The organism is Mesorhizobium sp. B2-1-8, assembly GCF_006442545.2.
Taxonomy (GTDB): domain Bacteria; phylum Pseudomonadota; class Alphaproteobacteria; order Rhizobiales; family Rhizobiaceae; genus Mesorhizobium.
Map to the genome: position 1 here is coordinate 2,477,317 of NZ_CP083952.1, position 22,081 is coordinate 2,499,397.

The following is a 22,081-nucleotide window of genomic DNA, read 5'->3' on the forward strand; positions in this document are numbered from 1 at the left end:
CGATCCCGCGGGGTTCTTTCATGGGTGCCAACGGGGGACCCATGGCCGGCGGGGACCGGCCATCGCCTCGACCGATTACTTGAGTTCGAAGGTAACGGTGACCTGGACATTGTAGGCGTTCTCGCCGGCCTGCACAGGTGCCGCCCCGGCGGCGGCGTCGAAGGCCTTGGCGTTGATCGGCATTGGCGCCGGCCTGATGTTCTGGTCCGTGATCTCGAGCACCCGGCCGAGGCTGACCCCGGCCGCCTCGGCCAGCGTCCTGGCCTTGGCCATGGCGTCGGCGACAGCTTTCTTGCGCGCCTCGCTGACGGTGGCCGCCGGATTGTCATTGGTGAAGGCGATGCCGCCGCCCTGGTTGACGCCGAGCGACACCGCCTTGTCGAGGATCTCGCCTGTCTTGTCGACATCGCGTACCCGCACCGAGAGCGTGTTGGTCACCTGATAGGCGACGAGTTCGGCGTCCTGACTGCCGTCCGGCTTGTTGGTGTAGTTGTAGCGAGGGTTGATCTGGATGCCTGCGGTCTGCAGGTCGCGATCCTTGATGCCGGCTGCTTTCATCGCGGCGATCACGGCGGCCATGGCGTCATTGTTGGCATCGAGTGCGGCGCGCGCCGTCTTGGCTTCACGCATGACGCTGAGCGTCAGGACCGCCAGATCGGGGGCGACGGTTGCTTCGCCCTCGCCGGACACGATAATGCGAGGCGGCGTCGGCAGATCGGTGGCTCCAGCCATCGCCGGAAAAGCGATTGCAGCGGCGAGCGCGAGGGGCAAAAGATGTCTGGTCATGAAAAATCTCCTTGGTCTGCGACCAGGTCGCAGGGGTCGCGTAGAGCGCGATTATGGGGTGATTTGGGCGATCTGCGAAACCCCGCAGGTAAAGCCTTGTGCCGCGATGCGAAAAACATTAATCCAGCCCGCGTGGGGCCTGTAGCTCAATGGTTAGAGCCGGCGGCTCATAACCGCTTGGTTGGGGGTTCGAGTCCCTCCGGGCCCACCAATACTTTAACTTATTGATTTTATTATATTTTATGGCCATGCTAACCTCGGTGTTTTGGACTCGAACCCTCAGATATTCGAGCAACGAACGATATGAGAATATTTGGCCGTGGCCGGCTTGAAACAGATGGTGGCCGCTGGACGCCATCTTGCCGGGGCAGCACTCCCTAAGTTGGCAACGTGAACTCACCGGCGAGGTTAACGGCACGGCCTTCGCGGGCCGATCTCTGAGCGGCGAGGCCCATGACGACGGCCCACCAGCCGTCGTGCAGGCTCACCTCCACATTGCCTTGTCCGCGCACCGCCGCGAGGAAGCGGGCGTGTTCGAAATAGGTCGAGCCGTTGTGATCGCCGGCCGCAAGCAGCCGCGGGTCGACCGGAAACTCCAGCAGGCGCGGTCCCGGCGGATTGCGCGGGCTGATGATGAGCTCCGGCACGGGGTTGGCGCCCAGATGCTGTGGCCAGAAGCGCCCGGGTCCCGGCACCCGACATTCGATCTTTCCGTTGCCGCCGACGGCGCAGAGCTCCTCCTGGTAGCGGCTGCCCTCGGCGAACATGCAGAGTTCCAGCATGGCGCGCGCGCCGCCGGCGAAATCGATCAGCACATAGCCGTGGTCGAGAATATCCGGCGTCTCGCCGCTATAGCGTTCGTCGAGATGGTTGACCGCCTGTCCCGCGCTCGCCATCACGCGGACGGGATCTGATTTGAGAATCAGCCGCATCAGATCGAAGAAGTGGCAGCACTTCTCGACGAAGGTGCCGCCGGTGTTGCGGTTGAAGCGGTTCCAGTCGCCGACCTTGGCCAGAAAGGGAAAGCGGTGCTCGCGAATGGTCAGCATGCGGGTGCCCCCTGTGACATCGCCAGCGTGTTCGATGAAATTGGCGACGGAGGGCATATAGCGGTATTCCATCGCTACCCAGACGAGAGGAAGCCGGGCTGTCAGCGCCGCGATCCGTCTTTCATCGGCGGCGTCGGTGAACAGCGGCTTTTCCACCAGCACAGGCACTGGCCGCAGCGCTGCGATCTCCTCCAACTGGGCGAGATGACGGTGGTTGGGGCTGGCGATCAGAACACAGTCGACCGTGTCCATTGCCAGCAATTCGGCGGCCGACGCCGCCGGGCATGCATCCGGCGCCAGGGCGAGCGCGGCCGCCATCATGGCTGGGTCCGGCTCGAAGATCGCGGCGACATGCGCGTCAGGCAGCAGCGCGATGTTACGGATATGCTCCTGGCCCATCATGCCGCAGCCGATAATGCCGTAGCCGATCGATGATGTGGTCACGCTGCGTCTTCCTTCCAATGCTTATTTGAAACGGGTCACGTAGCGCGCCACGTCGGGATCGAACCAACTGCGGGAATACTCCACGCTGGCTCCGTCTCCATCCCAGGCGACACGTTCGATGAAGCCGACGACCGTCCCCGGCGGCGGCCTGAAATCGGCGGGCGCCCAGTCGGGTGCCGGCGCGACGGAGACGAGATCCTCGGCGCGGACGATCGAAAAACCGAGCGCCAGCCGGTAATGGAGATAGAGCGATTCCGATAGCTCCTCGCGCTTGAGCCGCTCGGCGCGGCCGGCGTCGAGCCAGATCTCCTCTGCCGCCGCCGGCTCGCCGTCGAGCCGCCGCAGCCGGCGGATGCGATGGGCTTCCTGTGCGTTGCCGAACTCCGGCAGGCCGGCGGGTTTGGGCAGCCGTTCGACCGACAGCACCTCGGCGGTCGGCAGCCCGCCACCGCCGATGCGCTCCAGCCGGAAGAAGGCGTAGACCCCGAGCAGGTCGCCGCGCGCCCGCACGTAGTTACCTGAACCCTGTATGCGATCGAGCAGCCCTTTGTCGGTGAGGTCGGCAAGCGCGCGCCGCAACGTGCCGACTGCTATCCCAAGGCTGGCGGCCATCTCACGCTCGGGCGGAAGCCGCGCCCCGTCAGCCAGCCGTCCGACCGCGATTTCGCGGATCAGCATCTCGCTGATCTGAAGGTGCACGGGCAAGGGACCGCGCATCTGGCTCGATCGGTGGCCGGGCTCGGCCCGTGTCAGCGGCATTTCCGCTTTCTCCAATCCGCCTTCTTGGCTGCATCGAAAATTGATACAGTATTGATCTACATCAAAACGGATGCTACGCAAGCCTTATTCCGCCGCCAAGGCCAACGCGCTTCCCGAAGGACCGGCATGACCATCGTCCCCATCACCTCGCCGGATCTCGACTCGGCCGAAGTCTCATGGTTCGCCGCGCTGTGCTCGGACGACTACCGCCATCTCGGCGTATCGGACGGCGCGCTGCGCTCGAGTTGGGCGCATTGTTCCGAAATCGTGAAGACGTCCGAGGAGCTCGGTTTCCGCAACATATTGTGCCCGTCATCCTATCAGGTCGGCCAGGACACGCTGAGCTTCGTTGCCGGCTGCGCGCCGATCACGTCGAAGATCAATCTGCTGGCGGCAGTGCGCTGCGGCGAGATGCAGCCGATCATGCTGGCGCGCACGATCGCGACGCTCGACCACATGCTGGAAGGCAGGCTGACACTGAACATCATCTCGTCGGACTTTCCCGGCGAGACGGCCGACAGCGCCTACCGCTACCAGCGTTCGCGCGAAGTGGTGCAGATCCTGCGCCAGGCCTGGACCCGCGACAGCATCGATTTCGAGGGCGAGGTCTATCGATTCAAGGGTGTGCCGACGGCTCCGGCGAAACCCTATCAGCGGAATGGCGGTCCATTGCTCTATTTCGGCGGCTATTCACCGGACGCCCTCGAGCTTTGCGCCGAACAGTGCGATGTCTACCTGATGTGGCCGGAAACCAGGGAAGAACTGGCCGGGCGCATGAAGGCCGTCCATGAGCGCGCCGCGCGGCACGGGCGTACGCTCGACTATGGCCTGCGCATCCACATGATCGTGCGCGACACCGAGGCCGAGGCGAAGGAATACGCGCGAGAGCTGGTTTCGAAGCTCGACGACGAACAGGGCAAAGCGATCCGCGAGCGGGCGCTCGATGCCCGATCGCTTGGCGTGTCGCACCAAGCCAAAAACCGCGAGATCGCCGATGCGGAAGGCTATGTCGAGCCGCATCTGTGGACGGGCGTCGGTCGCGCCCGCTCGGGCTGCGGCGCGGCACTCGTCGGATCGGCCGATCAGGTTCTGTCGGAGATCGAGGCCTATATGAAAATGGGCATCCGCGCCTTCATCTTCTCCGGCTACCCGCATCTCGACGAGGCGCGGCATTTTGGCACCAAGGTGCTTCCGCAGCTCAAGACCTGCTCCTTGCCGCATGCCTATGGCCGGGTGCCGAACCGGATGCCGGACACACCGTTGGGAACTGGGGCGCGGCGCTGATGGAGCATGTCGTGTGCGATCCGCGCAGTCTGCGCAACGCGTTCGGGCGCTTCGCCACCGGCGTCACGGTGGTCACCACCGGCGGCGCCGACGGCCCGGTCGCGATCACGGCCAACAGCTTTTCGTCGGTGTCGCTCGACCCGCCGCTGGTGCTGTGGTCGATCGGCCGCCACTCGCGCCGGTTCGATGCTTTCGCCAACGCCGCCCATTATGCCATCCACGTGCTGGCGCAGGATCAGACCGATTTGTGCTGGCGCTTTTCGAAATCCGGCTCCGACTTCGCCGGTCTCGACCTCACCTGGAATGCACATGGCGTGCCGCTGCTGCCCAAGGCCTTGGCGCGGTTCGAATGCTGCGTCGCTGACCGTTTCCCAGCCGGCGATCACATGATACTGCTCGGGCGCGTGCTGGAACTGGAAACGCAGGACGGATCGCCGTTGCTGTTTGCCGGCGGCAAGTCCCAGGCTCAGGACGCGGTGTGATGAATATTCGCGCCGGCTCGGGCCGGTGCCGTCGATTGGCGCACCACCAGATGGCAGGCGAGTTCGACGCGGCGCGGCGGCAGGTTCGAATGAGCCATGTCGTCGAGCAGCATGCTGAGCGCGGCCGAGCCGATTTCGCGCATGGGAATGTGCATCGCCGTCAGCGGCGGATTGCAGAAGGCCGCCAGCGGCAGGTCGTCGATGCCGACGACGGAGACATCGCCGGGCACCGAATACCCGGCCTCCTGGATGCCGGCGATGGCGCCGAAGGCCAGGCTATCGCCGGCCGTCAGCACGGCGGTGAAATCGAGGCCACGCGCCGCAATGCGCTCCTTCACCGCCTTGCTGGCGAGCTCCGGCAGCCAGTCCTGCACCTCGACCACGAGATCGTCGAAGCCGGCGGCGCCGCTGGCGATCAACGCGTCGCGCCAGCCTTCGTAGCGGCGCTCGATGGTGCGCCGGCCGCGCCGCATCAGGAACAGGATGCGGCGGTGGCCGAGGCCGATCAGGTGCTGCGCGGCGAGCATGGCGGCGGAGCGGTTGCAAGGCGTGACGCTGGAATGGCGCATCGACGGATCGTCGCCGTTGACGAGCACGATCGGCTTGGAGAGGCCGGCCGTCAGCGTCAGGACTTCATTGTCGTCCAGGGTCAGGAAAAGGCAGCCGGCGACGCTGTCGTCATGCTCGGATTCGCGCAGCAGTGCGATCTCGTCATTGGGCGTCGAGACCGGCCGCGTCACCACTTCGACACCGAGCAGGCGGGCGCGCTCGTTGAGCCCGTCGAGCACATGGTAGGTGAACTGGCTGCGGGCACTGTCGACCATGGCCACGCTGCTTGCCGCCAGGATGACCTTGCGGCCGGCGACCGAGGCCGGAATGACGTAGTTCATCGACTTCGCCATTTCGATGATCTTGCTGCGAAGCTCATCCCTTACGCCGACCGCGCCGCTAAGGGCACGCGAGGCGGTGCTGACCGACACGCCGCAACGCGCCGCGATCTCCTCAAGTCGAACGCGACGGCTGGGTCGGCCTCTCTTTCCGTGGATCGTCATGCGCCTTCTCCAGCAAAGTTGCACAATCCTGCAAAAAATTTTCAGATTGCGCAAGAAAAATGCCTGTGAGACAGTTTCGGCAGGGTGGAGGAAACGGGAGGAATGATGCCGCTGTCGGCCGAACGCCTGAATTCCGCGCTTGCGAGCCTCGTGGCCGGCATGACCGGCTTGCGCCATGACGGGCGGTTCGATGAACCCAATCTCGACGGGACGCCGGGCGACTATGTCAGCTTCGAGAGCTGGGAATGGCCGCAGGGCGTCGGGCTCTATGGTCTTGTCCGGCTTTGGGCGCAGACCGGCGACGACAGCCTGCTGCAGACGCTGGAAGCCTGGTACGACCGGCGCATCGCCGCCGGGCTGCCAGCGATGAACGTCAACACCACGGCACCGCTGCTGGCGTTGAGCGAGCTTTGGCGCCGACAGCGCCAGCCGCGCTTCGAGCCGGTGTTGCGCGAATGGGCCGAGCGGGTGATCACCGCCATGCCGCGGACGCCCGAGGGCGGCTTCCAGCACAATGTTTCGGACCGGGTCAACGACGATGAATTGTGGGACGACACGCTGTTCATGGTGGCGCTGTTTCTCGCATCCTACGGCCAGGCCGCCGGCCAGCGCCACTTCGTCGAGGAGGCGGAACGGCAGTTCCTCGTCCACGCCCGCTATCTCGCCGATCCGGCCTCGGGACTGTGGTTCCACGGCTGGACCTTCGCGGGCCGGCATAATTTCGCCGGCGCCCTTTGGGGCAGGGGCAATGCCTGGATCACCGTCGGCATCCTCGACGTGATCGAATTTGCCGACATCACGCCTTCGGTGAAGGCCTACCTGCTCGGCGTGCTCGAGACGCAGATCAAAGCGTTGCTCAAGGTTCAGTCGGGCTCGGGCGCATGGCATACCTTGCTCGACGACCCGACCTCCTACGAGGAGATCTCGGCCACGGCCGGATTCGGCTATGGGCTGATGAAGGCCGCACGGCTGGGGATCGGCCCGCCGGAATGCCGGGCCGCCGGGCTCCGCGCCCTGGAGGCGGTGGTGGCGAACATCGACAAGCAGGGTGTGGTGGCCAACGTCTCCTATGGCACACGAATGGGCCATGATTTGCAGTTCTACCGCGACATACCGATCCACCCGACCGGCTATGGACAGGCGCTGGCCATCCTGTGCCTGACCGAAGGGGCGCGGCACATCAAGGCGGAGGTGGAGGCGGCATGATGCGGACGCTGTTTGGCGCATCGCCGGCGGACATTGCCGGCATGGATACGGAGCGGCTGAGGGCCGAATTCCTGGTCGACGGCCTGTTCCGGCCGGGTGCGATCGAATTCGCCTACACCCACATCGACCGCATGATCGTCGGCGGCGCGGTGCCGCTGGCCAATCCGCTGCTGTTCGGCAACGGCGCGGATGTCGGCACCGAGTTGTTCTTCACCGCGCGCGAGATGGGCATCGCCAATCTCGGCGGCAACGGCACCGTCACTGTCGATGGCGCCCGCTTTGCCTTGGCCAACCGCGATGTCGTCTATGTCGGGCGCGGCGCCCGCGAGGTGATGCTGGAGAGCGACGATGCGGCAAGGCCGGCACATTTCTACATGAATTCGGTGCCGGCCGGCGCCGACATCCCGCATCGCCTGATCGCCAAGGGCGAAGCCAAGCCATTGGTGCTGGGCGAGGAGGCGCGCGCCAACAAGCGCACGCTGCACATGTATATCCACCCCGAGGTCGCCCCATCCTGTCTCCTGCTCATGGGCATCACCGACCTGGCGCCGGGCAGCATCTGGAATACCATGCCGCCGCATCTGCACGAACGGCGCATGGAGGCCTATTGCTATTTCGATCTCGCCGCGGCCGACCGGGTCGTTCATCTGATGGGCCGGCCCGACAAGACACGCCATTTGATGGTCGCCGACGGCGACGTCGTCCTGTCGCCGGCCTGGTCGATCCATATGGGTGCCGGCACCGGCCCCTACGCTTTCGTCTGGGGAATGACCGGCGAGAACCAGGCCTACACCGATGTCGACCCGGTTGCTGTGAAGGATTTGCGATGAGCGTGGCGGCAAAGACCGTTCAGACCGATTTTACGCTGCGCCGGCCGCTCGCGGCGGGACAGCCGGTCGTTCATTGGCGGCTCGGGCCTATCGCCGAGCAGCGCTACGATGTGGCCGACCAACCGATGAAGGGGGAGATGGATCCCTTCTTCTTCCTGACCAAGCACAAGAATTTCATTCCGCATGAATATCCGTGCCGCACGCAGTTCGCAGCCGAACGCCGCGGCAAGCGGCCTCAGGTCGGCGCCGAATTCAGCGCCGGGCGCATCTGGCTGCCTTTCGCTTCGCCGCGTGTCGACCTGTCCGGCTTCTGGTTCCGGCCGACGGTGCTTGGAACCTGGGCCGAGACGATCATCGACGCTGCCTCGGCCGGCGAGGCGCTGCTGCGGCTGCGCACATGCGGCGGCGCCGTACTCTTCGTCAACGGTGGGGAAGCCGGCTGGATGGCGCCCTACGGCCGCAACCTGGAAAGCGCCGAGGACTTCCGGGTCGCGCTCAGCGCCGGCCGCAACGATATCCGCATCTGGTTCGACGATCTCGCCGAGCGTGACGCCCGCTACTATTTCCAGCTCGACTATCTGTCGGGCCCGGCCGCTGCGGTCGCCTTGCCGATCGAGGTCGAGGGCGCGGTCGCCGATGCGATGGAGGCGGCGCTCGACGACATGCGTTTCGAGCGTCCTGCCTATGATGGCGGCGAGGTGGCGCTGGTCACCGGCGTGGCGCTGCCGCGCGATGCCCAGGTCGCGGTCGAGATCGAGGGCGATTTCATGTCGATCGAGGCGCCGGTGCGCTTTGCCTTCGAATTGTCCGCCGGCCAAACGCGGCTGCCGATCGCCGACACCGAGCAACTGCCCGCCGATTTTCGTCATTTCAAGGTGACGCTGACGATTGGTGGCCATGCCGCATCGCGCGTCTTCGGCGTCGAGATCTGCCACGCGCGGCGACAGGGCGGCGCGCCGGAAACGCTTGCCGCGCGCATCGACGAGGCGCTGAGCGAAGTCGCCGGTCATGCCGAGGCCGACACGGTGCGCGCGCTGGCGCGGCTGGCGAAAGGGCAGGAGGGTACCGAGACCGACGCCATGATCTCCGGCGTGCTGCCGGCGATCGAGGACTGTCACGACTGCGCCGACTTCATCCTGGTGCCGCTGCTGTGGTGCCGCAGGGCCTATGGCGATCGGCTGGACGCCGGCCTGCGCGGGCGCGTCGACAAGGCGATCCTCGGCTATCGCTACTGGATGGACGAGCCCGGCAACGACGTGCAGTGGTACTTTTCCGAGAACCACGCGCTGCTCTTCCACACCGCGGCCTATCTCGCCGGCGGGCTGTTGCCGCAAGCGCGCTTCGCGCGCTCGGGCCGCTCTGGCCGCGAGCAGTCGGCGGTGGGCGCGGCCCGGGTGCGGGCCTGGCTCGACCATTTCGAGGCGTGGGAAATGGCCGAGTTCAATTCGGCGCCCTACTTTCCAATCGACCTCAAGGGCCTGTGTGCGCTTTACGCGCTGGCGCCGGACAAGGACATCGCCGATCGTGCCGGAAAAGCTGTCATCCGCCTACTGGAGATCGTCGCCCGCTCGGCCCATCACGGCATGCTGACCGGTGCTCAGGGCCGCTCCTACGAGCACACGCTGCGCGCCGCGCGCTCGCTGGAGTTGTCGGGCATCTGCCGCATGGTCTGGGGCAAGGGCAATTACGGCATGCGCTTCCATGCGCTGCCGCAGCTTGCGTTGTGCCTGCGCGACCACGGCCTGAGCATTCCCGCCGAGCTTGCACCCATTGCCTCGGTCGCTGACGATACGGCGTGGGAGTGGAGTTTCGCGCAAGGACAGGACCGCTTCGCGCGGCTCTATCACCACAAGACGCGCGGCCATGCCATGGGCAGCGCCTCCGGCTATCGCTGGAACCAGTGGGGATACCAAGAAACGGTCCTTCACGCCCGGCTGGGCGGGAACGCGGATGCGCAAATCTGGATCAACCATCCGGGCGAAGTCTTGCAGTCCGGCTATGGCAGGCCGTCCTACTGGGGCGGCTCCGGCACCTTGCCCAGGGTCCACCAATACCGCGACCTCGCCGTCGTCAGCTTCTCCTGTTCGGACGAACAGCCTGATTTCACGCATGCCTGGTTTCCGGCCGGTGTCTTCGACACGGTCCGCATCGACGGTCAGTCGGCGCTGGCGCAGGCCGGCGACGCTTTCGCGATGCTCATGACGGATGTGCCGCTGTCCCAGGTTACCAGCGGCCCGACCGCCGGCAATGAATTGCGTGCGGCCGGGCGCAAGGCGACGTGGATCGTCCGTCTCGGCGACCGGAACACCAATCTCCCGACGCTCGAAAGCTGGAGCGATGCCTTCGCCGGCCTGTCGTTGCATTCGAGTGCCGATGGCCAACTCACCGTCGAGGATCCGGAATATGGCACTGTGCGTTTCCTCGCCGACGCAACGATAGTGGCCGAGGGACGGACACTCGATCCGGCCAGTTGGACCGTGCGCGGCGAGGCGACACGCATGAAACGCAGGGAATAGGGAGGATCAGGCCGTGCCCTCATGAGGAGAGGGCGGGGCGGCTTGAATTGATAGGGGCTGAACCCCGACAAAGGAGGAGACGTAGCATGATCAAGACCCGCACCTTGCTGGCCGCGATATCGGTCAGCCTGCTCGCATCGACCAGCGCGTTTGCCGGCGATGTGCGCATCATGTGGTATTCGGACGGCGTCGAAGGCGACGTCATCCAGGACCTTCTGAACCGCTTCATGAAGGACAATCCCGACATTCACGTCACGCTGGACAATGTCGCCTACAAGGTGATCCAGGAGCAGCTGCCGATCCAGCTCGAAGCCGGCCAGGGCCCGGACATCGCCCGCGTCACCAACATCAAGGAGCTTGCCCAGCACTGGCTCGATCTCAGGCCGCTGGTTGCCGACCCGAAATACTGGGACGATAATTTCGGCGATACGCTGGACTGGATGCGCCCCGACGGCTCGAAGGCCATCACCGGCTTCATGACGCAGCTCACCTTGACCGGCGGCTTCGCCAACAAGACGCTGTTCGAACAGGCCGGCGTGGCGCTGCCCGGCGACAAGGCGACGTGGGACGACTGGATCAATGCCGCCGCCGAGGTGGCGAAGAGCCAGCAGCTACCGGCGGCGTTTGCGATCGACCGCTCCGGCCATCGCATTTCGGGCGCCAATGTCTCCTACGGCGCCAATTATATCGGAGCCGACGGCAAGCCGGCGAAAGTGGACGACGGCACCAAGGCGTTCATCACCAAGCTCGTCGACTGGACCGCCAAGGGCCTGATGCTGAAGGATACCTGGGTGTCGGCGGCGGGATCGACCTACCGCGCGGCGACCGACGATTTCATCAACGCGCAGATCCCGTTCTATTATTCGGGCAGCTGGCAGGTCGCCAATCTGTCGACCAAGATCGGCGACAGTTTCGACTGGGTGGCAACCGGTTCGCCCTGCGGCACGGTCGGCTGCTCGGGCGTGAAAGGCGGCGCGGCACTTGTCGCCATCAAATATACCAAGAACCCCAAGGATGTCGCCAAGGTCATGGACTACCTGGCCAGCGAAGCCATCGTGAAGGAGTTCAGCGAACGCACGCTGTTCCTGCCGGCGCACAAGGGCGTGGTCGCGAAAGGCGGGCTCAAGTGGGGTTCGGCAGACAAGAATGTCGGCCCGGCGCTCGATAGGTTCGTAAAGGCGGCGGGTGAGACCTTGCCTGCGGCCGACGCGCTGCCGGCGTGGAAATGGGCCAACGCCTACTATGCCGCTCTGGTGACCCGCGTCAGCCAGGTGATGGCCGGCGAACTCACCCTCGACGAGGCCTGGGGCAAGATCGACCAGGACATCGCCGACAAGGTCGCCGAGGGCAAATGAGCGCCTCCGCGACCCTCAAGGCATGGGCTGGCGCCGCGCTTGCGGCGCCGGTCGTCTGGCTTGCATCTGCCGTCAACGTGCCGCTCAAATCTTGGCAGCGCGCGACGGGTACCGGCGGCATGGCCGCCTTCTTCCTTGCCCCGAACATGGCGATCTTCGGCATCTTCGTGCTGGTGCCGCTGGTCATCAACTTCTTCTATTCGGCCACGTCAGGCACTGCCTACTTCCTGCAGGACCGCAGCTATGTCGGACTTGAGCAATATCAGCGCCTGCTCGATTGCAGCAATTATCTGGATACCGCCACGTGCCGCGAGGATCTATTCTGGAAAGCCGTGCACAATACCGGCCTGTTCGTCGTCGTGCAGGTGGCACTGATGACGGTCGTGTCTGTTGTCACGGCGCTGATCCTCAACCGCGAGATCGCGGGGCGCTCGTTCTGGCGCGCGGTGTTCTTCTTTCCGGTGCTGCTGTCGCCGGTCGTCACAGGCCTGATCTGGCGCTGGATCCTGCAACGCCAGGGACTGCTCAACTTGATCGTCCATGACTTCGGAGGCGAGCCCTACAACTGGCTGACCGACCGTTTCTGGGCCTTCACCGCAGCCGTCAGCGTTTCGGTCTGGGCCCATATGGGCTTCTACACGCTGATCCTGCTTGCCGGGCTGCAGGCGATCCCGCGCGATCTTTACGAGGCGGCCGAGATGGACGGCACCAAGCCGGCGCGGGTGTTCTGGCGCATCACGCTGCCGCTCTTGATGCCGAACCTGCTCGTCGTCATCGTGCTGGCGCTGATCCGCGCCGTGCAGATCTTCGACGAAGTCTATGTGCTGACGGGAGGCGGACCAGGAACCTCCACCCTCTATCTCACGCAGTACATCTATGAGATCGGCTTCGCCTCGCTGCTGCGCAATCCGGGACTGGCCTCGGCGGCGTCCATGCTGATGGGGCTGGTGCTGGTCGTGTTGACCCTGCTTCAGCTGCAGGTCGGACGCCGGGGCGAACGCAAAGGGGTGCGCCAATGAGCGGCGTCATGACATTCCTGACCCGCCGGCGCGGCGGCCGTGGCTGGCATTGGACGGATGTCGTGAGCTGGCTGTGGCTCACCGGCGGTCTCGTCATCATGTTCGGCCCGGCCATCTGGCTGGTCGGCTCGTCGTTCAAGACGCCGGCGCAGCTTGCCGAGTTCCCGCTGACCATCCTGCCCTATGTCAGCCAGCAGGTCAGCGTCGAAGGTTACGACAAGCCGCTCACGCTCTACAAAGTGAAGCTGCCGGACCGTTCGACCAAGGTGCTGGCCGAGATACGCCGCCTCGGCATCGTGGCGCAGATGGTGGATCCGCAGGCGCCGAAGGACATCATCAAGGTCAACATCGCCAACCGGGAACCTGTGCGCGAAATCGGCTTCGCGACAGAAAACTACACCGAGCCCTTCGTCCATTTCGATTTCCTCCGTTATTTGCGCAATTCGGTTTTCGTCACCGCGATGGCGACGCTGATCACGTTGCTCACCAATTCGATGGCGGCGTTTGCCCTGTCGAAATACAGGTTCCGCGGCCGAGATCTCACCATGCTGGTGATCGTCGGCACGCTGATGGTGCCGCTGTCGGTCATCCTTGTGCCGCTCTATTCGGTGGTCAGCGCCGTCGGCCTGCTCGATTCGCTGTGGGGCGTGATCCTGCCGACCGTGGCGACGCCGACCGGCGTGTTCCTGCTTCGCCAATACATGCTGACCATCCCGGACGAGTTGCTCGACGCGGCGCGTATGGACAATGCGTCCGAATGGCAGATCTACTGGCGTATCGTGCTGCCGCTTGCCGCACCGGCGCTCGCGGTGCTCGCGATCTTCTCTGTCGTCTGGCGCTGGAACGACTTCCTTTGGCCGCTGGTGGTGCTGTCGCGCAAGGAGCTCTACACGCTCCAGGTCGGGCTCAATACCTATGCCGGCCAGCTCAACGTGCAGTGGCACTTTATACTGGCGATGACAGTGGTGACGATGATCCCTGTGGTTCTCGTCTTCGTCTTCCTGCAGCGTTACATCACCTCCGGCATTGCCGGCACCGGGCTGAAATGAGGGCGCCATGGGACGGATAACGCTTACCAGCATCGATCGCGCTTACGGCAAGATGAAGATCCTGCACGACATCAATCTCGACGTCGCCGACGGCGAGATGCTGGTGCTTGTCGGCCCGTCGGGCTGCGGCAAGTCCACGCTGTTGCGGCTGATCGCCGGGCTCGATCGTCCGACCGGCGGCAGGATCGAGATCGACGGCGTCGATGCCACCGACGTTTCGGCCGCGCAGCGCGGTCTGGCCATGGTGTTCCAGTCTTACGCGCTCTACCCGCATATGAGCGTGCGCCAGAATCTCGCCTTCGGGCTCGAAAACATCCGCATGGCGAAGGCCGAGATCGATGCGCGCATCGCGGAAGCGGCGCGCATGCTGGAGATTGCGCCCTATCTCGACCGCCGGCCCGGGCAGCTTTCCGGCGGGCAGAAGCAGCGTGTGGCGATCGGCCGTGCGGTGGTTCGCAATCCGACCGCCTTCCTGCTCGATGAACCGCTGTCCAATCTCGACGCCGAACTGCGCATCTCGACACGCGCTGAGCTGGCCGCCCTGCACAAGCGACTGGCAACCACGATGATCTATGTCACCCATGACCAGGTCGAGGCGATGACGCTGGCCGACCGCATCGTGGTGATGCGCTCGGGGCGGATCGAGCAGATCGGCCGGCCGCTCGATCTCTACAATGCGCCGGCAAACCTGTTCGTCGCCGGCTTCATCGGCGCGCCGCGTATGAACCTCTTGCCCGTGAAGGTGCTTTCCGTCGCCGTGAATGAAGTCGCGGTGCAAGGCCCGGGCGGACTGAGCGCCGTGATCGCTGCCAATGGCGCCGCCCTGAAGCCGGGAGACGAAGCTACGCTCGGTATCCGCCCGCACGACGTCGATCTTTCGGCAGGCGGTCCCGGCAGCGTCGAGGCGCGTGTCACGCTGGTCGAGGCTCTAGGTCCCGAGACGGTCGTTCACGCCACCATCGCCGGCGATGAGAAGATGGTCGCGGTGCTTAACCAGCAGGGCATCGGCGCCGGCGGCAAGCAGATCAGCCTGCGGCTCAATCCAGAGCGGATGCATCTGTTCGATACGGCAGGCCTGCGCGTGCCCACAATCTAACCCGGCAACAGGTAAGGTTGAAAAAACGAGTGACGGCGGCGCGCATGGCTGGCGTGTCGACATGGCGATCACCGTCAATCTGTTCTGCGACGCCGGGCTGGTTCACCTGTTTTCGCTGTCAAAGACCCAACTGCTCCTGGCAATCGAACCCTTCAGGAAGAAATTGGCCTTTGGTCGCGGCCCTCGCGCCAGCCGGTCGCGGGATGATACGGAACAATGCGGGAATCCTGAAGACTCGAACCCACGAAAAAATCAATAAAATCAATGTTCCAGACACGTCCTCCGGGCCAAAATCTTTCAATACCAATTAGTTATGGCCAACTTCGTTCTGAAGTGGGCCAATTCAGTTTGTTCTGCGCAGGACTCAGTTCGATTATTCCGGCATGAACATGATCCATGCGCGGGGACAATCTACGCCTGTCTCTATCTTTTACCCTTGCTCCTGTTCGTCAATCGGGTTGCGCACAGCCATTCATAGCCCAGTTGTTTCAAGGCTGAAAAGACCACTGGACGATAGGGGCGGCAAAAGGCGGTAACGGCCTGCGATCGGGATGGTTTGGCCCGCCACATCGATAGGTTGCGGATGCAAATAAGCTAGAGCGGGATGAGATTAGTTTCGGTCATATCCGGAGTTTTCGAAGTAGTGTGAGCATTCTGTCGGTGTGATGCGGTTGAGAATTTGGCCGATCGCGTCGCAAACGGTTTGGACGGTGCGGCTTGCTGCCTTTCTCAGCCAGTGCTTGAGTTTTGAAAAGAGCTGTTCGATCGGATTAAGATCGGGCGAGTATTTCGGCAGGAAGAAGAGCCTGGCGCCGGCGGCGCGTATGGCGCGGCGCACCGCCTTGCCTTTGTGCGAGCCGAGATTGTCCATGATGACGATGTCGCCCGGCTGGAGGGTCGGAGCGAGAACCTTCTCGACATAGAGAAGAAATCTCTCGCCGTTGATAGGTCCGTCGATCAGCCAGGGCGCCTCGACGCGATCGTGGCGCAGCGCGGCCAGGAAGGTCATGGTCTTCCAGTGGCCATGCGGCACTTTGGCCTTGATGCGCTGTCCAACCGGCGCCCAGCCCCTTAGCGGCGACATGTTGGTCTTGGTCCAGGTCTCGTCGATGAAGACCAGTCGCGTCGGATCAATCCGGTCCCGATACTTCGTCCACTGCATGCGCCGTCGCGCGATATCGGGACGATCCTGTTCGACGGCGATCAGCGTCTTTTTTTGTGACTGAGCTTCTCGGCATGCACGAACTCCCACACCGAACGGTAGTCGACCCTCAGGCCACGCTCGCCAAGTTCGGCCACAAGCCCGCGCAAGGTGAAGTCCCTGTCGTGACAGCGTTCGATCAGCCAGTCGCGCCACGCTCCCGAGAGCTTCTTCGGTTTGTAGCCGCCGACCTGGCGAGGCGCAGCACTGCCAGTCTCTTCGACGCGCTTAAGCCACGCGATGGCCGCGCTGTAGCTGACGCCAAATCGAGCCGCCGCCGCGCGTCGCGAGAGCCCTTCCGTCTTGACCGCGGCTACAACCCGCTCGCGAAGGTCCATCGAATAGGCTGCCATCCATGCTGGCCTCCTCCCAGCATGCATGTTGAATCAGAACTGCGATGATTTGGGAATCTCACGACTCTTATAAATCTCATCCCGCTCTAGTGCGAAAACAGCAACCGTGTCGCAATGGTCATTGCAGCTGCGTTATCCTGACTTGGAAGGGGGCTTTCGCCGAACTGTTATTTATTTATGGCCGTCGTTCTCGCTGCGCCTGTTGAACGACGGCTTCGCGCCTATCCTCGACGTAGAGGCCAGTTTTGCTGCTGCTCGGAAGCAGACATTTCCCGCGACCGCGGTTGCGGTAATGGCGTGCGCATCCGATGAGGTCCGCAGCGTTGCGTATCCGGCGGCCATGAGCACCTTGGTTGGGCGCTATCAGACGCAGGTAGAGACGCGGGGAGCTCTTTGGATTTTTCGCTCCCATGGTCTTCATCATACGGTCGCTCGCAGCCGGGTGGCGAAGTTCCGTGGCTATGATTGTGGGGAAAACTCCACCGCGTCAATCGAGAGGCAATCGGTGACGATTCACGGAACTGAGATACTTCGAATACATGGCGGCGGTTTCAATCAACGGCCAAATTGTTCGTGCATCCCGCCTGTTCACCAGGGTCGAATTCACCTTTGAACAAGATTGTCTCCACCGGTCCCGCCGGATTAGTGATCCGCCTCTCCAGCACTTCGACAAGTGTCCGCCCAACCGCGGCCATGTCGACTGAATGAACGCCGATCTTCGCCGGCAGGAAGCGCGCCAGACGTGTGTTGTCGCGGGCGACGATGTGGACGTCGCGGCCCGGCTCAAGGCCCCGCCGGCCGAGTGCGTGCAACGCTCCAAGAAGGCCCAGTTCATTGGCGCATGCCAGGCCAGTCGGCGGATCTGACGACGCCAGCAGGCGATCGAACCAGGCTGCGCTCGATTCTATCGTGAATGTGCCGTGGCCGATCAGCGATTGGTCGACCGCAATGCCGGCCTCGGCAATCGCTCTTTGATAGCCTGCCAGACGCGTGGCGCTCGCCTGGTCTTTCGGCACGAGAAGTTGCAGCGCAATACGTCGGCAGCCCTTGGCCATCAGCCGTCGGGTCGCCTCGTAGGCGATCTGCTCATTGTCGATATCGACATAGGGATAGGCGATGTCCAGATCGGTTCTGCCGAAGGTGACGAACGGCATGCCCCGGTCGAGCAGCAGCTTGACGCGCGGATCGCCCGAGACCATGCGCGTGATGACCAGTCCGTCCGCGCTGTGCGCCTGGAGCAGGCGCCGCATGCTTTCGACCGGATCGTCGTCTGGTGTGGTGGAATATATGGACAGGCTATAGCCCGTTTGCCGCGCCGCCAGCGTCATGCCCTCGATCAGGGGAAGCTTGGCCAGATCGGACAAGTAATCGCTCGTCTCCATCGGCAGCACTGCCGTCAGTGTCATGGTCCGTCCGGTTTTGAGCGCGCGACCGTGATGATCCGGCACGTAGCCGACGCGCTTGGCCACCTCCTTGACCCGCGCCACGGTCAAGGGATGCACTTCCGGCCCGTCCTTCAGAGCGCGCGATACGGTGGTTACCGAAAGAGAAAGTTCCGCCGCTATCTGTTTTAGATTGGCCATGTCGCCCGACTTGATTTGCGGAAGCGTCGGCTGATTTTGCCGAGCTTCGTAACGTTACCGGATTCGACCTGACGGTCAAATCCAACGCCACCACAACCGAATGGTCCATTTGAAAGCCGCTTGACTCCATTGCATTTCACTGCAATCGTAACGTTACGATTAATAAAAACCCCACCTAAGCGACATTTTGATGAATCCTGGAGGAGGAGAACCCATGTCCTGGCTACCACGCATTTCCCTTGCCTTGATCGCAGTCTCGGCTGCCTTGCCCGCCTATGCTCAAACGGTCACCATCACCACCGCCGGCGGCGACTACGGCAAGGCCATGAAGGAAGCCATGTGGGAACCCGCCGCCAAAGAGCTTAGCTATGATGTCCGCGAGGAGACGCAGAGCGACGGCCTTGCCGCGTTGAAGATGCAGGTCACCTCGGGTGCGGTCACCACCGACATCATCCATCTCGGTTCACCGGAAGGCGCGCAGGCGGCTGCACAGTCGCTGCTGGAGCCGCTTGACTACAAGATCATCGATCCCAAGTCCGTGCCGGCCGGCGCAAAGTCGGACTATTGCTATCCGTTCGACTCCTACGGCACCGTCATGTCTTGGAATACCAAGACCTTTGGCGAGAACCCGCCGAAGACCTGGGCGGAGTTCTGGGATGTCGCCAAGTTCCCGAACCGTCGCGCTCTGCGCGCCAATGCGCAGGACTTGATCGAGATCGCACTGCTCTCCGACGGCGTGGCGCCGGCGGACGTCTATCCTGTGCTCAGCACGCCGGAAGGCCTGCAGCGCGCCATCAAGCGGCTTGAGGCGATCAAGCCAAGCGTCTCGGTATGGTGGACCTCGGGAGCTCAGTCGGCGCAGTTGCTGAAAGACGGCGAAGCGGATCTGGTCGTTACCTGGAATGGACGGGCCCAGACGGTCAAGGCAGATGGCGGCGCCGTCGACTACACGTTCAAGGGTTCCGTAATCGGCACGGACTGCCTTGGTGTGCCGAAGGGAGCCCAGAACAAGGATGCGGCCATGAAGCTCATTGCAGCGATGACGCAGCCCGCGCGCGTGGCAAAGCTCACCGACTTCATCGCCTATGGTCCGGTCAACCCTGCCGCATATGAAGGGGGCCTTATCCCAAAGGACCGCTTGAGGACCCTGGCGACGGCGCCCGAAAATGCCGGCACTTCAGTGTTCTCGAACGCCGACTGGTGGGTCAAGAACGGCGAAGCCGCACAAAAGGCCTTCGATGAAATGATCAGCCGCTGACGCTCCAATGCATCAACTGCAGGGCCGGAGCGCATGATGAAATCGCTTCCGATCACCATCGACAGCGTGCGTAAGGCCTATGGGTCTTACGTCGCGCTGGACGATGTTTCGCTCGATATTAGGGCCGGCGAGTTCCTCACGCTGCTGGGCCCGTCCGGATCGGGCAAGACCACGTTGCTCATGGCTCTGGCCGGTTTTGTCCGGCCCGATGCCGGAAAGCTCCTGTTGGGTGATCGCAACATCACCCGCCTGGCCCCCAACAAGCGGGAGATCGGCATAGTATTCCAGAACTACGCCCTGTTTCCCCACATGAACGTCCTCGCCAACGTCGAGTATCCGCTGGCGCTGCGCAGGATACCGAAGGCGGAGGCGCGTCAGCGGGCGCTTGACACCTTGGCTCGCGTGAAACTGGAAGGTCTGTCGGAGCGCAGCGTCGCCGCCCTGTCCGGCGGCCAGCGGCAGCGGGTGGCATTGGCGCGGGCGATCGTCTTCGAACCTCGCGTGATGCTGATGGATGAGCCGTTGTCGGCGCTCGACAAGAATCTGCGCGAGACCATGCAATACGAGATCCGGCGCCTGCACGACGATCTGGGGATCACCACCATCTATGTGACCCATGACCAGCGCGAGGCATTGACCATGTCCGACCGGATCGCGGTGATGAATTCCGGCCGCATCCAGCAGATCGATGCGCCGCAGCGAATCTATGATTGTCCATCGACCCGCTTCGTCGCGGAGTTCATGGGCGAGGCCAACATCGTGGCGCCGGGCCTGGCGCGCAGGATCGACGGTGCCGAAGCGCAGCGCGAGACCCTGATGATCCGTGCGGAAAGCCTGCATCTCGATGCGAGTCTGGTCGGCCGGGACGGAGTGGCGCTCGAGGGGACGCTGCGCGCCAAGGCATTTCGCGGCGACAACTGGCTATTGACGCTCGCGCTTGGCGGTGGGCAGGAAATCCTTGTGTGTATTCCTGCGGCACTGGCTGGCGGCTGCGCCGAGCTTGCGGCCGGTCAGCGGGTGACCGCCTATGCGCCAGCGGAGAAAGTTCACGCGCTTCCGGGAGCGATTGCGTGACCATCGCCGCCGATCCCGTTCTTGCCGCGGACGGCCGACGCGAGCGGCGGTTCTTCCTTTCGCTGTCGCTTCCGGCGCTTTTCATCGTTGGACTGGCGGCGATACTGCCGCTCCTTTGGATCATCCGGCAATCCTTCCTGACTACGGCTGGGGAATACACCGTCGGCAACTACGAGAAGGTCCTGTCGAGTGGGCTGACGTGGGCGGCGCTTGTCACAACCCTTGAACTGTCGCTGGGCACGCTGGCGGCCTGCATCCTTCTCGGCACTCCCCTGGCGCTCGCGCTGGCCAGCGCCAGGCCAAGGGTGGCCAACGTGCTGATGGCCTTCGTCATGCTGCCTTTGTGGACCTCTATTCTTGTGCGCACCTATGGCTGGCTCGTGCTGTTGCGGCGCGATGGCTTGATCAACGCGGCTTTGACGGGGTCAGGGCTGACCGCGGAGCCACTGCCGCTGGTCTACAATTTCACCGGCACGCTCATCGGCATGGTTCACTACATGCTGCCGCTGTTTCTGCTGCCCGTTTACGCCGCGATGCGCGATATCGACACAAACCTCATTCGCGCCGCTGCCAGCATGGGCGCTACGCTCGGGCAAGTGATCCGCACGGTCATTCTGCCGCTTTCGGCCGGCGGCATCTTCTCGGGTTCGATCATTGTTTTCATCTACACGATCGGTTTCTTCATCACGCCAGCGGTGCTTGGCGGAGGCAAGGTGAATCCGCTCTCCATCCGGATCGAGCGCACGCTGTCGACCTTCCAGGATTGGGGCTCGGCGAGCGTCCTGGGCATTCTGCTCCTCGTGCTCATGGCGCTGATCGCTGTGATGCTCCTGGCGGCAAGACGGCTGATGGCACACAACAAGATGGGCGCGGCCCATGCTTGAGGCCTATCTGGACAACAGGCTCGCTCGCGTCCTTCTATGGGGTTTTTCCGCGCTTGTCATGGCGTTCTTGATACTGCCGACGCTTGTCGTCGTGCCGCTCTCCTTTTCGGCGTCCGACCTTCTCGAGTTTCCGCCGCGCGCCTATTCGTTGCGCTGGTATGAGAACTTCTTCGGCTCAGCCACATGGATGGCCGCGCTGAGGACGAGCCTGATTCTTGGGACCTTGACGGCGGCGGTTGCGGTGCCGCTGGCGCTACTGGCCTGCATCTCGATGAACAGGCTCGGCGGCAGGGCCGCCGCGACCATTCAAGGCGTGCTGCTCACCCCCTCCATCGTGCCCGGAATCCTGCTTGCGATCGGCCTCTTCTTCGTGCTGGCGGCGCAAGGCCTGGTCGGAACGCTGTTCGGCGTGCTGGTCGGGCATGTGGTGCTGGCCATCCCGGTCGCCTGCATTGTGTTGGCGCCCGCTCTTGCCCGCTTCGACTGGAACCAGGTTCAGGCGGCGCGCAGCCTGGGCGCCGACTGGACCAGATCCATTGGCGGCATCATCGTTCCGCAACTTCAAATCAGCCTGTTGTCGGCGACATTGATGGCCTTCCTGACCTCGCTCGATGAGTCTGTCATCTCGATCTTCGTCGCGAGTGGTCGAAACAGCACGCTGCCGAAACTCATGTTCCTGTCGCTGCGCGACCAGATCGATCCGACCATCGCGGCGATCTCGACATTGTGGACCGCCATTGTCGTGGCCGTCATCCTGATCGTTACCCTTCGCCAAAAATCCTGACTGAGACCGAAAACATG

Annotated in this window: 20 protein-coding genes and 1 tRNA gene; 15 read left to right on the forward strand and 6 right to left on the reverse strand. The window is 63.5% G+C overall.

The features are described 5' to 3' along the window. Positions 1-75 precede the first annotated feature (75 nt). Positions 76-786, reverse strand: coding sequence for an SIMPL domain-containing protein (locus tag FJ970_RS12090; RefSeq protein ID WP_140761280.1), 711 nt, complete (start codon positions 784-786; stop codon positions 76-78). A 135-nt stretch (positions 787-921) separates the two neighbouring features. Here FJ970_RS12090 and FJ970_RS12095 point away from each other — a divergent pair. Beyond that, positions 922-997, forward strand: a tRNA-Ile gene (locus FJ970_RS12095). 166 nt (positions 998-1,163) lie between these two features. On the opposite strand, the gene FJ970_RS12100 is transcribed toward FJ970_RS12095, so the two are convergent. Then, positions 1,164-2,237 carry a Gfo/Idh/MocA family protein gene (locus tag FJ970_RS12100; protein ID WP_210243057.1) on the reverse strand — a complete coding sequence of 358 codons (1,074 nt, stop codon included), beginning with the start codon at positions 2,235-2,237 and terminating at the stop codon, positions 1,164-1,166. 63 nt (positions 2,238-2,300) lie between these two features. Beyond that, positions 2,301-3,038 carry a GntR family transcriptional regulator gene (locus FJ970_RS12105; protein WP_227792095.1) on the reverse strand — a complete coding sequence of 246 codons (738 nt, stop codon included), beginning with the start codon at positions 3,036-3,038 and terminating at the stop codon, positions 2,301-2,303. Between the two features lie 126 nt (positions 3,039-3,164). Here FJ970_RS12105 and FJ970_RS12110 point away from each other — a divergent pair, with 126 nt between their 5' ends. Continuing rightward, positions 3,165-4,322 (forward strand): LLM class flavin-dependent oxidoreductase, encoded by a 1,158-nt coding sequence (locus FJ970_RS12110; RefSeq protein WP_140761286.1) that lies wholly within the window; start codon positions 3,165-3,167, stop codon positions 4,320-4,322. Next, a complete protein-coding gene (locus tag FJ970_RS12115) occupies positions 4,322-4,804 on the forward strand; it encodes a flavin reductase family protein (RefSeq protein ID WP_140761289.1) in 483 nt (160 codons plus the stop codon). The genes FJ970_RS12110 and FJ970_RS12115 overlap by 1 nt, the downstream gene beginning before the upstream one ends. Here the strand turns inward: FJ970_RS12115 and FJ970_RS12120 are convergent. Next, complete coding sequence (locus tag FJ970_RS12120) at positions 4,789-5,856, reverse strand: LacI family DNA-binding transcriptional regulator (RefSeq protein ID WP_140761292.1); 1,068 nt, start codon at positions 5,854-5,856, stop codon at positions 4,789-4,791. The two genes, FJ970_RS12115 and FJ970_RS12120, sit on opposite strands and share 16 nt — an antisense overlap. A gap of 102 nt (positions 5,857-5,958) precedes the next feature. On the opposite strand from FJ970_RS12120, the gene FJ970_RS12125 reads away from it, so the two are divergent. The 8 genes from FJ970_RS12125 to FJ970_RS12160 all read left to right on the forward strand — a co-directional run bounded on the left by FJ970_RS12125 (position 5,959) and on the right by FJ970_RS12160 (position 15,186). Beyond that, positions 5,959-7,062, forward strand: coding sequence for a glycoside hydrolase family 105 protein (locus FJ970_RS12125; RefSeq protein WP_321575738.1), 1,104 nt, complete (start codon positions 5,959-5,961; stop codon positions 7,060-7,062). Further along, positions 7,059-7,892 carry a 5-dehydro-4-deoxy-D-glucuronate isomerase gene (gene kduI / locus FJ970_RS12130; RefSeq protein WP_140761295.1) on the forward strand — a complete coding sequence of 278 codons (834 nt, stop codon included), beginning with the start codon at positions 7,059-7,061 and terminating at the stop codon, positions 7,890-7,892. Before FJ970_RS12125 ends, kduI begins: the two co-directional genes overlap by 4 nt. Beyond that, on the forward strand, positions 7,889-10,408 hold the full coding sequence (locus tag FJ970_RS12135) for a hypothetical protein (protein WP_227792096.1): 2,520 nt from the start codon (positions 7,889-7,891) through the stop codon (positions 10,406-10,408). Before kduI ends, FJ970_RS12135 begins: the two co-directional genes overlap by 4 nt. Before the next feature lie 86 nt (positions 10,409-10,494). Next, on the forward strand, positions 10,495-11,763 hold the full coding sequence (locus tag FJ970_RS12140) for an ABC transporter substrate-binding protein (protein ID WP_140761297.1): 1,269 nt from the start codon (positions 10,495-10,497) through the stop codon (positions 11,761-11,763). Continuing rightward, positions 11,760-12,782: a carbohydrate ABC transporter permease gene (locus FJ970_RS12145; RefSeq protein ID WP_140761299.1), complete on the forward strand. Its 1,023-nt coding sequence runs from the start codon at positions 11,760-11,762 to the stop codon at positions 12,780-12,782. Before FJ970_RS12140 ends, FJ970_RS12145 begins: the two co-directional genes overlap by 4 nt. Further along, positions 12,779-13,831, forward strand: a complete 1,053-nt coding sequence (locus tag FJ970_RS12150; RefSeq protein WP_140761302.1) for a carbohydrate ABC transporter permease — start codon at positions 12,779-12,781, stop codon at positions 13,829-13,831. Before FJ970_RS12145 ends, FJ970_RS12150 begins: the two co-directional genes overlap by 4 nt. A 7-nt stretch (positions 13,832-13,838) precedes the next feature. Further along, positions 13,839-14,927, forward strand: a complete 1,089-nt coding sequence (locus FJ970_RS12155; protein ID WP_140761304.1) for an ABC transporter ATP-binding protein — start codon at positions 13,839-13,841, stop codon at positions 14,925-14,927. A 61-nt stretch (positions 14,928-14,988) separates the two neighbouring features. Then, positions 14,989-15,186 carry a hypothetical protein gene (locus FJ970_RS12160; protein WP_140761307.1) on the forward strand — a complete coding sequence of 66 codons (198 nt, stop codon included), beginning with the start codon at positions 14,989-14,991 and terminating at the stop codon, positions 15,184-15,186. 351 nt (positions 15,187-15,537) lie between these two features. Here the strand turns inward: FJ970_RS12160 and FJ970_RS12165 are convergent. Beyond that, positions 15,538-16,481 (reverse strand): IS630 family transposase gene (locus tag FJ970_RS12165; protein ID WP_227791897.1). Its coding sequence is split into 2 segments (ribosomal slippage): positions 15,538-16,145 and positions 16,145-16,481, totalling 945 coding nucleotides; the frame shifts between segments, so codons are not numbered across the junction. A 551-nt stretch (positions 16,482-17,032) separates the two neighbouring features. Beyond that, positions 17,033-18,064: a LacI family DNA-binding transcriptional regulator gene (locus FJ970_RS12170; protein ID WP_140764891.1), complete on the reverse strand. Its 1,032-nt coding sequence runs from the start codon at positions 18,062-18,064 to the stop codon at positions 17,033-17,035. 214 nt (positions 18,065-18,278) lie between these two features. On the opposite strand from FJ970_RS12170, the gene FJ970_RS12175 reads away from it, so the two are divergent. The 4 genes from FJ970_RS12175 to FJ970_RS12190 are packed head-to-tail and all read left to right on the forward strand — an operon-like array spanning position 18,279 to position 22,064. After that, positions 18,279-19,322 carry an ABC transporter substrate-binding protein gene (locus FJ970_RS12175; protein ID WP_140764894.1) on the forward strand — a complete coding sequence of 348 codons (1,044 nt, stop codon included), beginning with the start codon at positions 18,279-18,281 and terminating at the stop codon, positions 19,320-19,322. 36 nt (positions 19,323-19,358) lie between these two features. Then, positions 19,359-20,396, forward strand: a complete 1,038-nt coding sequence (locus tag FJ970_RS12180; RefSeq protein WP_140764898.1) for an ABC transporter ATP-binding protein — start codon at positions 19,359-19,361, stop codon at positions 20,394-20,396. Next, the gene (locus FJ970_RS12185; protein WP_140764901.1) at positions 20,393-21,280 is read left to right on the forward strand and encodes an ABC transporter permease; all 888 of its coding nucleotides are present in this window, start codon (positions 20,393-20,395) and stop codon (positions 21,278-21,280) included. The genes FJ970_RS12180 and FJ970_RS12185 overlap by 4 nt, the downstream gene beginning before the upstream one ends. Then, positions 21,273-22,064, forward strand: coding sequence for an ABC transporter permease (locus tag FJ970_RS12190; protein ID WP_140764904.1), 792 nt, complete (start codon positions 21,273-21,275; stop codon positions 22,062-22,064). Before FJ970_RS12185 ends, FJ970_RS12190 begins: the two co-directional genes overlap by 8 nt. Positions 22,065-22,081: the final 17 nt, after the last annotated feature.

What these genes read in the sequence shown, in the direction of transcription:
- FJ970_RS12090 (WP_140761280.1), bottom strand. Translation starts at nt 786, where the DNA reads ATGACCAGACATCTTTTGCCCCTCGCGCTCGCCGCTGCAATCGCTTTT.
- FJ970_RS12100 (WP_210243057.1), bottom strand. Translation starts at nt 2,237, where the DNA reads ATGATGGGCCAGGAGCATATCCGTAACATCGCGCTGCTGCCTGACGCG.
- FJ970_RS12105 (WP_227792095.1), bottom strand. Translation starts at nt 3,038, where the DNA reads ATGCCGCTGACACGGGCCGAGCCCGGCCACCGATCGAGCCAGATGCGC.
- FJ970_RS12110 (WP_140761286.1), top strand. Translation starts at nt 3,165, where the DNA reads ATGACCATCGTCCCCATCACCTCGCCGGATCTCGACTCGGCCGAAGTC.
- FJ970_RS12115 (WP_140761289.1), top strand. Translation starts at nt 4,322, where the DNA reads ATGGAGCATGTCGTGTGCGATCCGCGCAGTCTGCGCAACGCGTTCGGG.
- FJ970_RS12120 (WP_140761292.1), bottom strand. Translation starts at nt 5,856, where the DNA reads ATGACGATCCACGGAAAGAGAGGCCGACCCAGCCGTCGCGTTCGACTT.
- FJ970_RS12125 (WP_321575738.1), top strand. Translation starts at nt 5,959, where the DNA reads ATGATGCCGCTGTCGGCCGAACGCCTGAATTCCGCGCTTGCGAGCCTC.
- kduI (WP_140761295.1), top strand. Translation starts at nt 7,059, where the DNA reads ATGATGCGGACGCTGTTTGGCGCATCGCCGGCGGACATTGCCGGCATG.
- FJ970_RS12135 (WP_227792096.1), top strand. Translation starts at nt 7,889, where the DNA reads ATGAGCGTGGCGGCAAAGACCGTTCAGACCGATTTTACGCTGCGCCGG.
- FJ970_RS12140 (WP_140761297.1), top strand. Translation starts at nt 10,495, where the DNA reads ATGATCAAGACCCGCACCTTGCTGGCCGCGATATCGGTCAGCCTGCTC.
- FJ970_RS12145 (WP_140761299.1), top strand. Translation starts at nt 11,760, where the DNA reads ATGAGCGCCTCCGCGACCCTCAAGGCATGGGCTGGCGCCGCGCTTGCG.
- FJ970_RS12150 (WP_140761302.1), top strand. Translation starts at nt 12,779, where the DNA reads ATGAGCGGCGTCATGACATTCCTGACCCGCCGGCGCGGCGGCCGTGGC.
- FJ970_RS12155 (WP_140761304.1), top strand. Translation starts at nt 13,839, where the DNA reads ATGGGACGGATAACGCTTACCAGCATCGATCGCGCTTACGGCAAGATG.
- FJ970_RS12160 (WP_140761307.1), top strand. Translation starts at nt 14,989, where the DNA reads ATGGCGATCACCGTCAATCTGTTCTGCGACGCCGGGCTGGTTCACCTG.
- FJ970_RS12170 (WP_140764891.1), bottom strand. Translation starts at nt 18,064, where the DNA reads ATGGCCAATCTAAAACAGATAGCGGCGGAACTTTCTCTTTCGGTAACC.
- FJ970_RS12175 (WP_140764894.1), top strand. Translation starts at nt 18,279, where the DNA reads ATGTCCTGGCTACCACGCATTTCCCTTGCCTTGATCGCAGTCTCGGCT.
- FJ970_RS12180 (WP_140764898.1), top strand. Translation starts at nt 19,359, where the DNA reads ATGAAATCGCTTCCGATCACCATCGACAGCGTGCGTAAGGCCTATGGG.
- FJ970_RS12190 (WP_140764904.1), top strand. Translation starts at nt 21,273, where the DNA reads ATGCTTGAGGCCTATCTGGACAACAGGCTCGCTCGCGTCCTTCTATGG.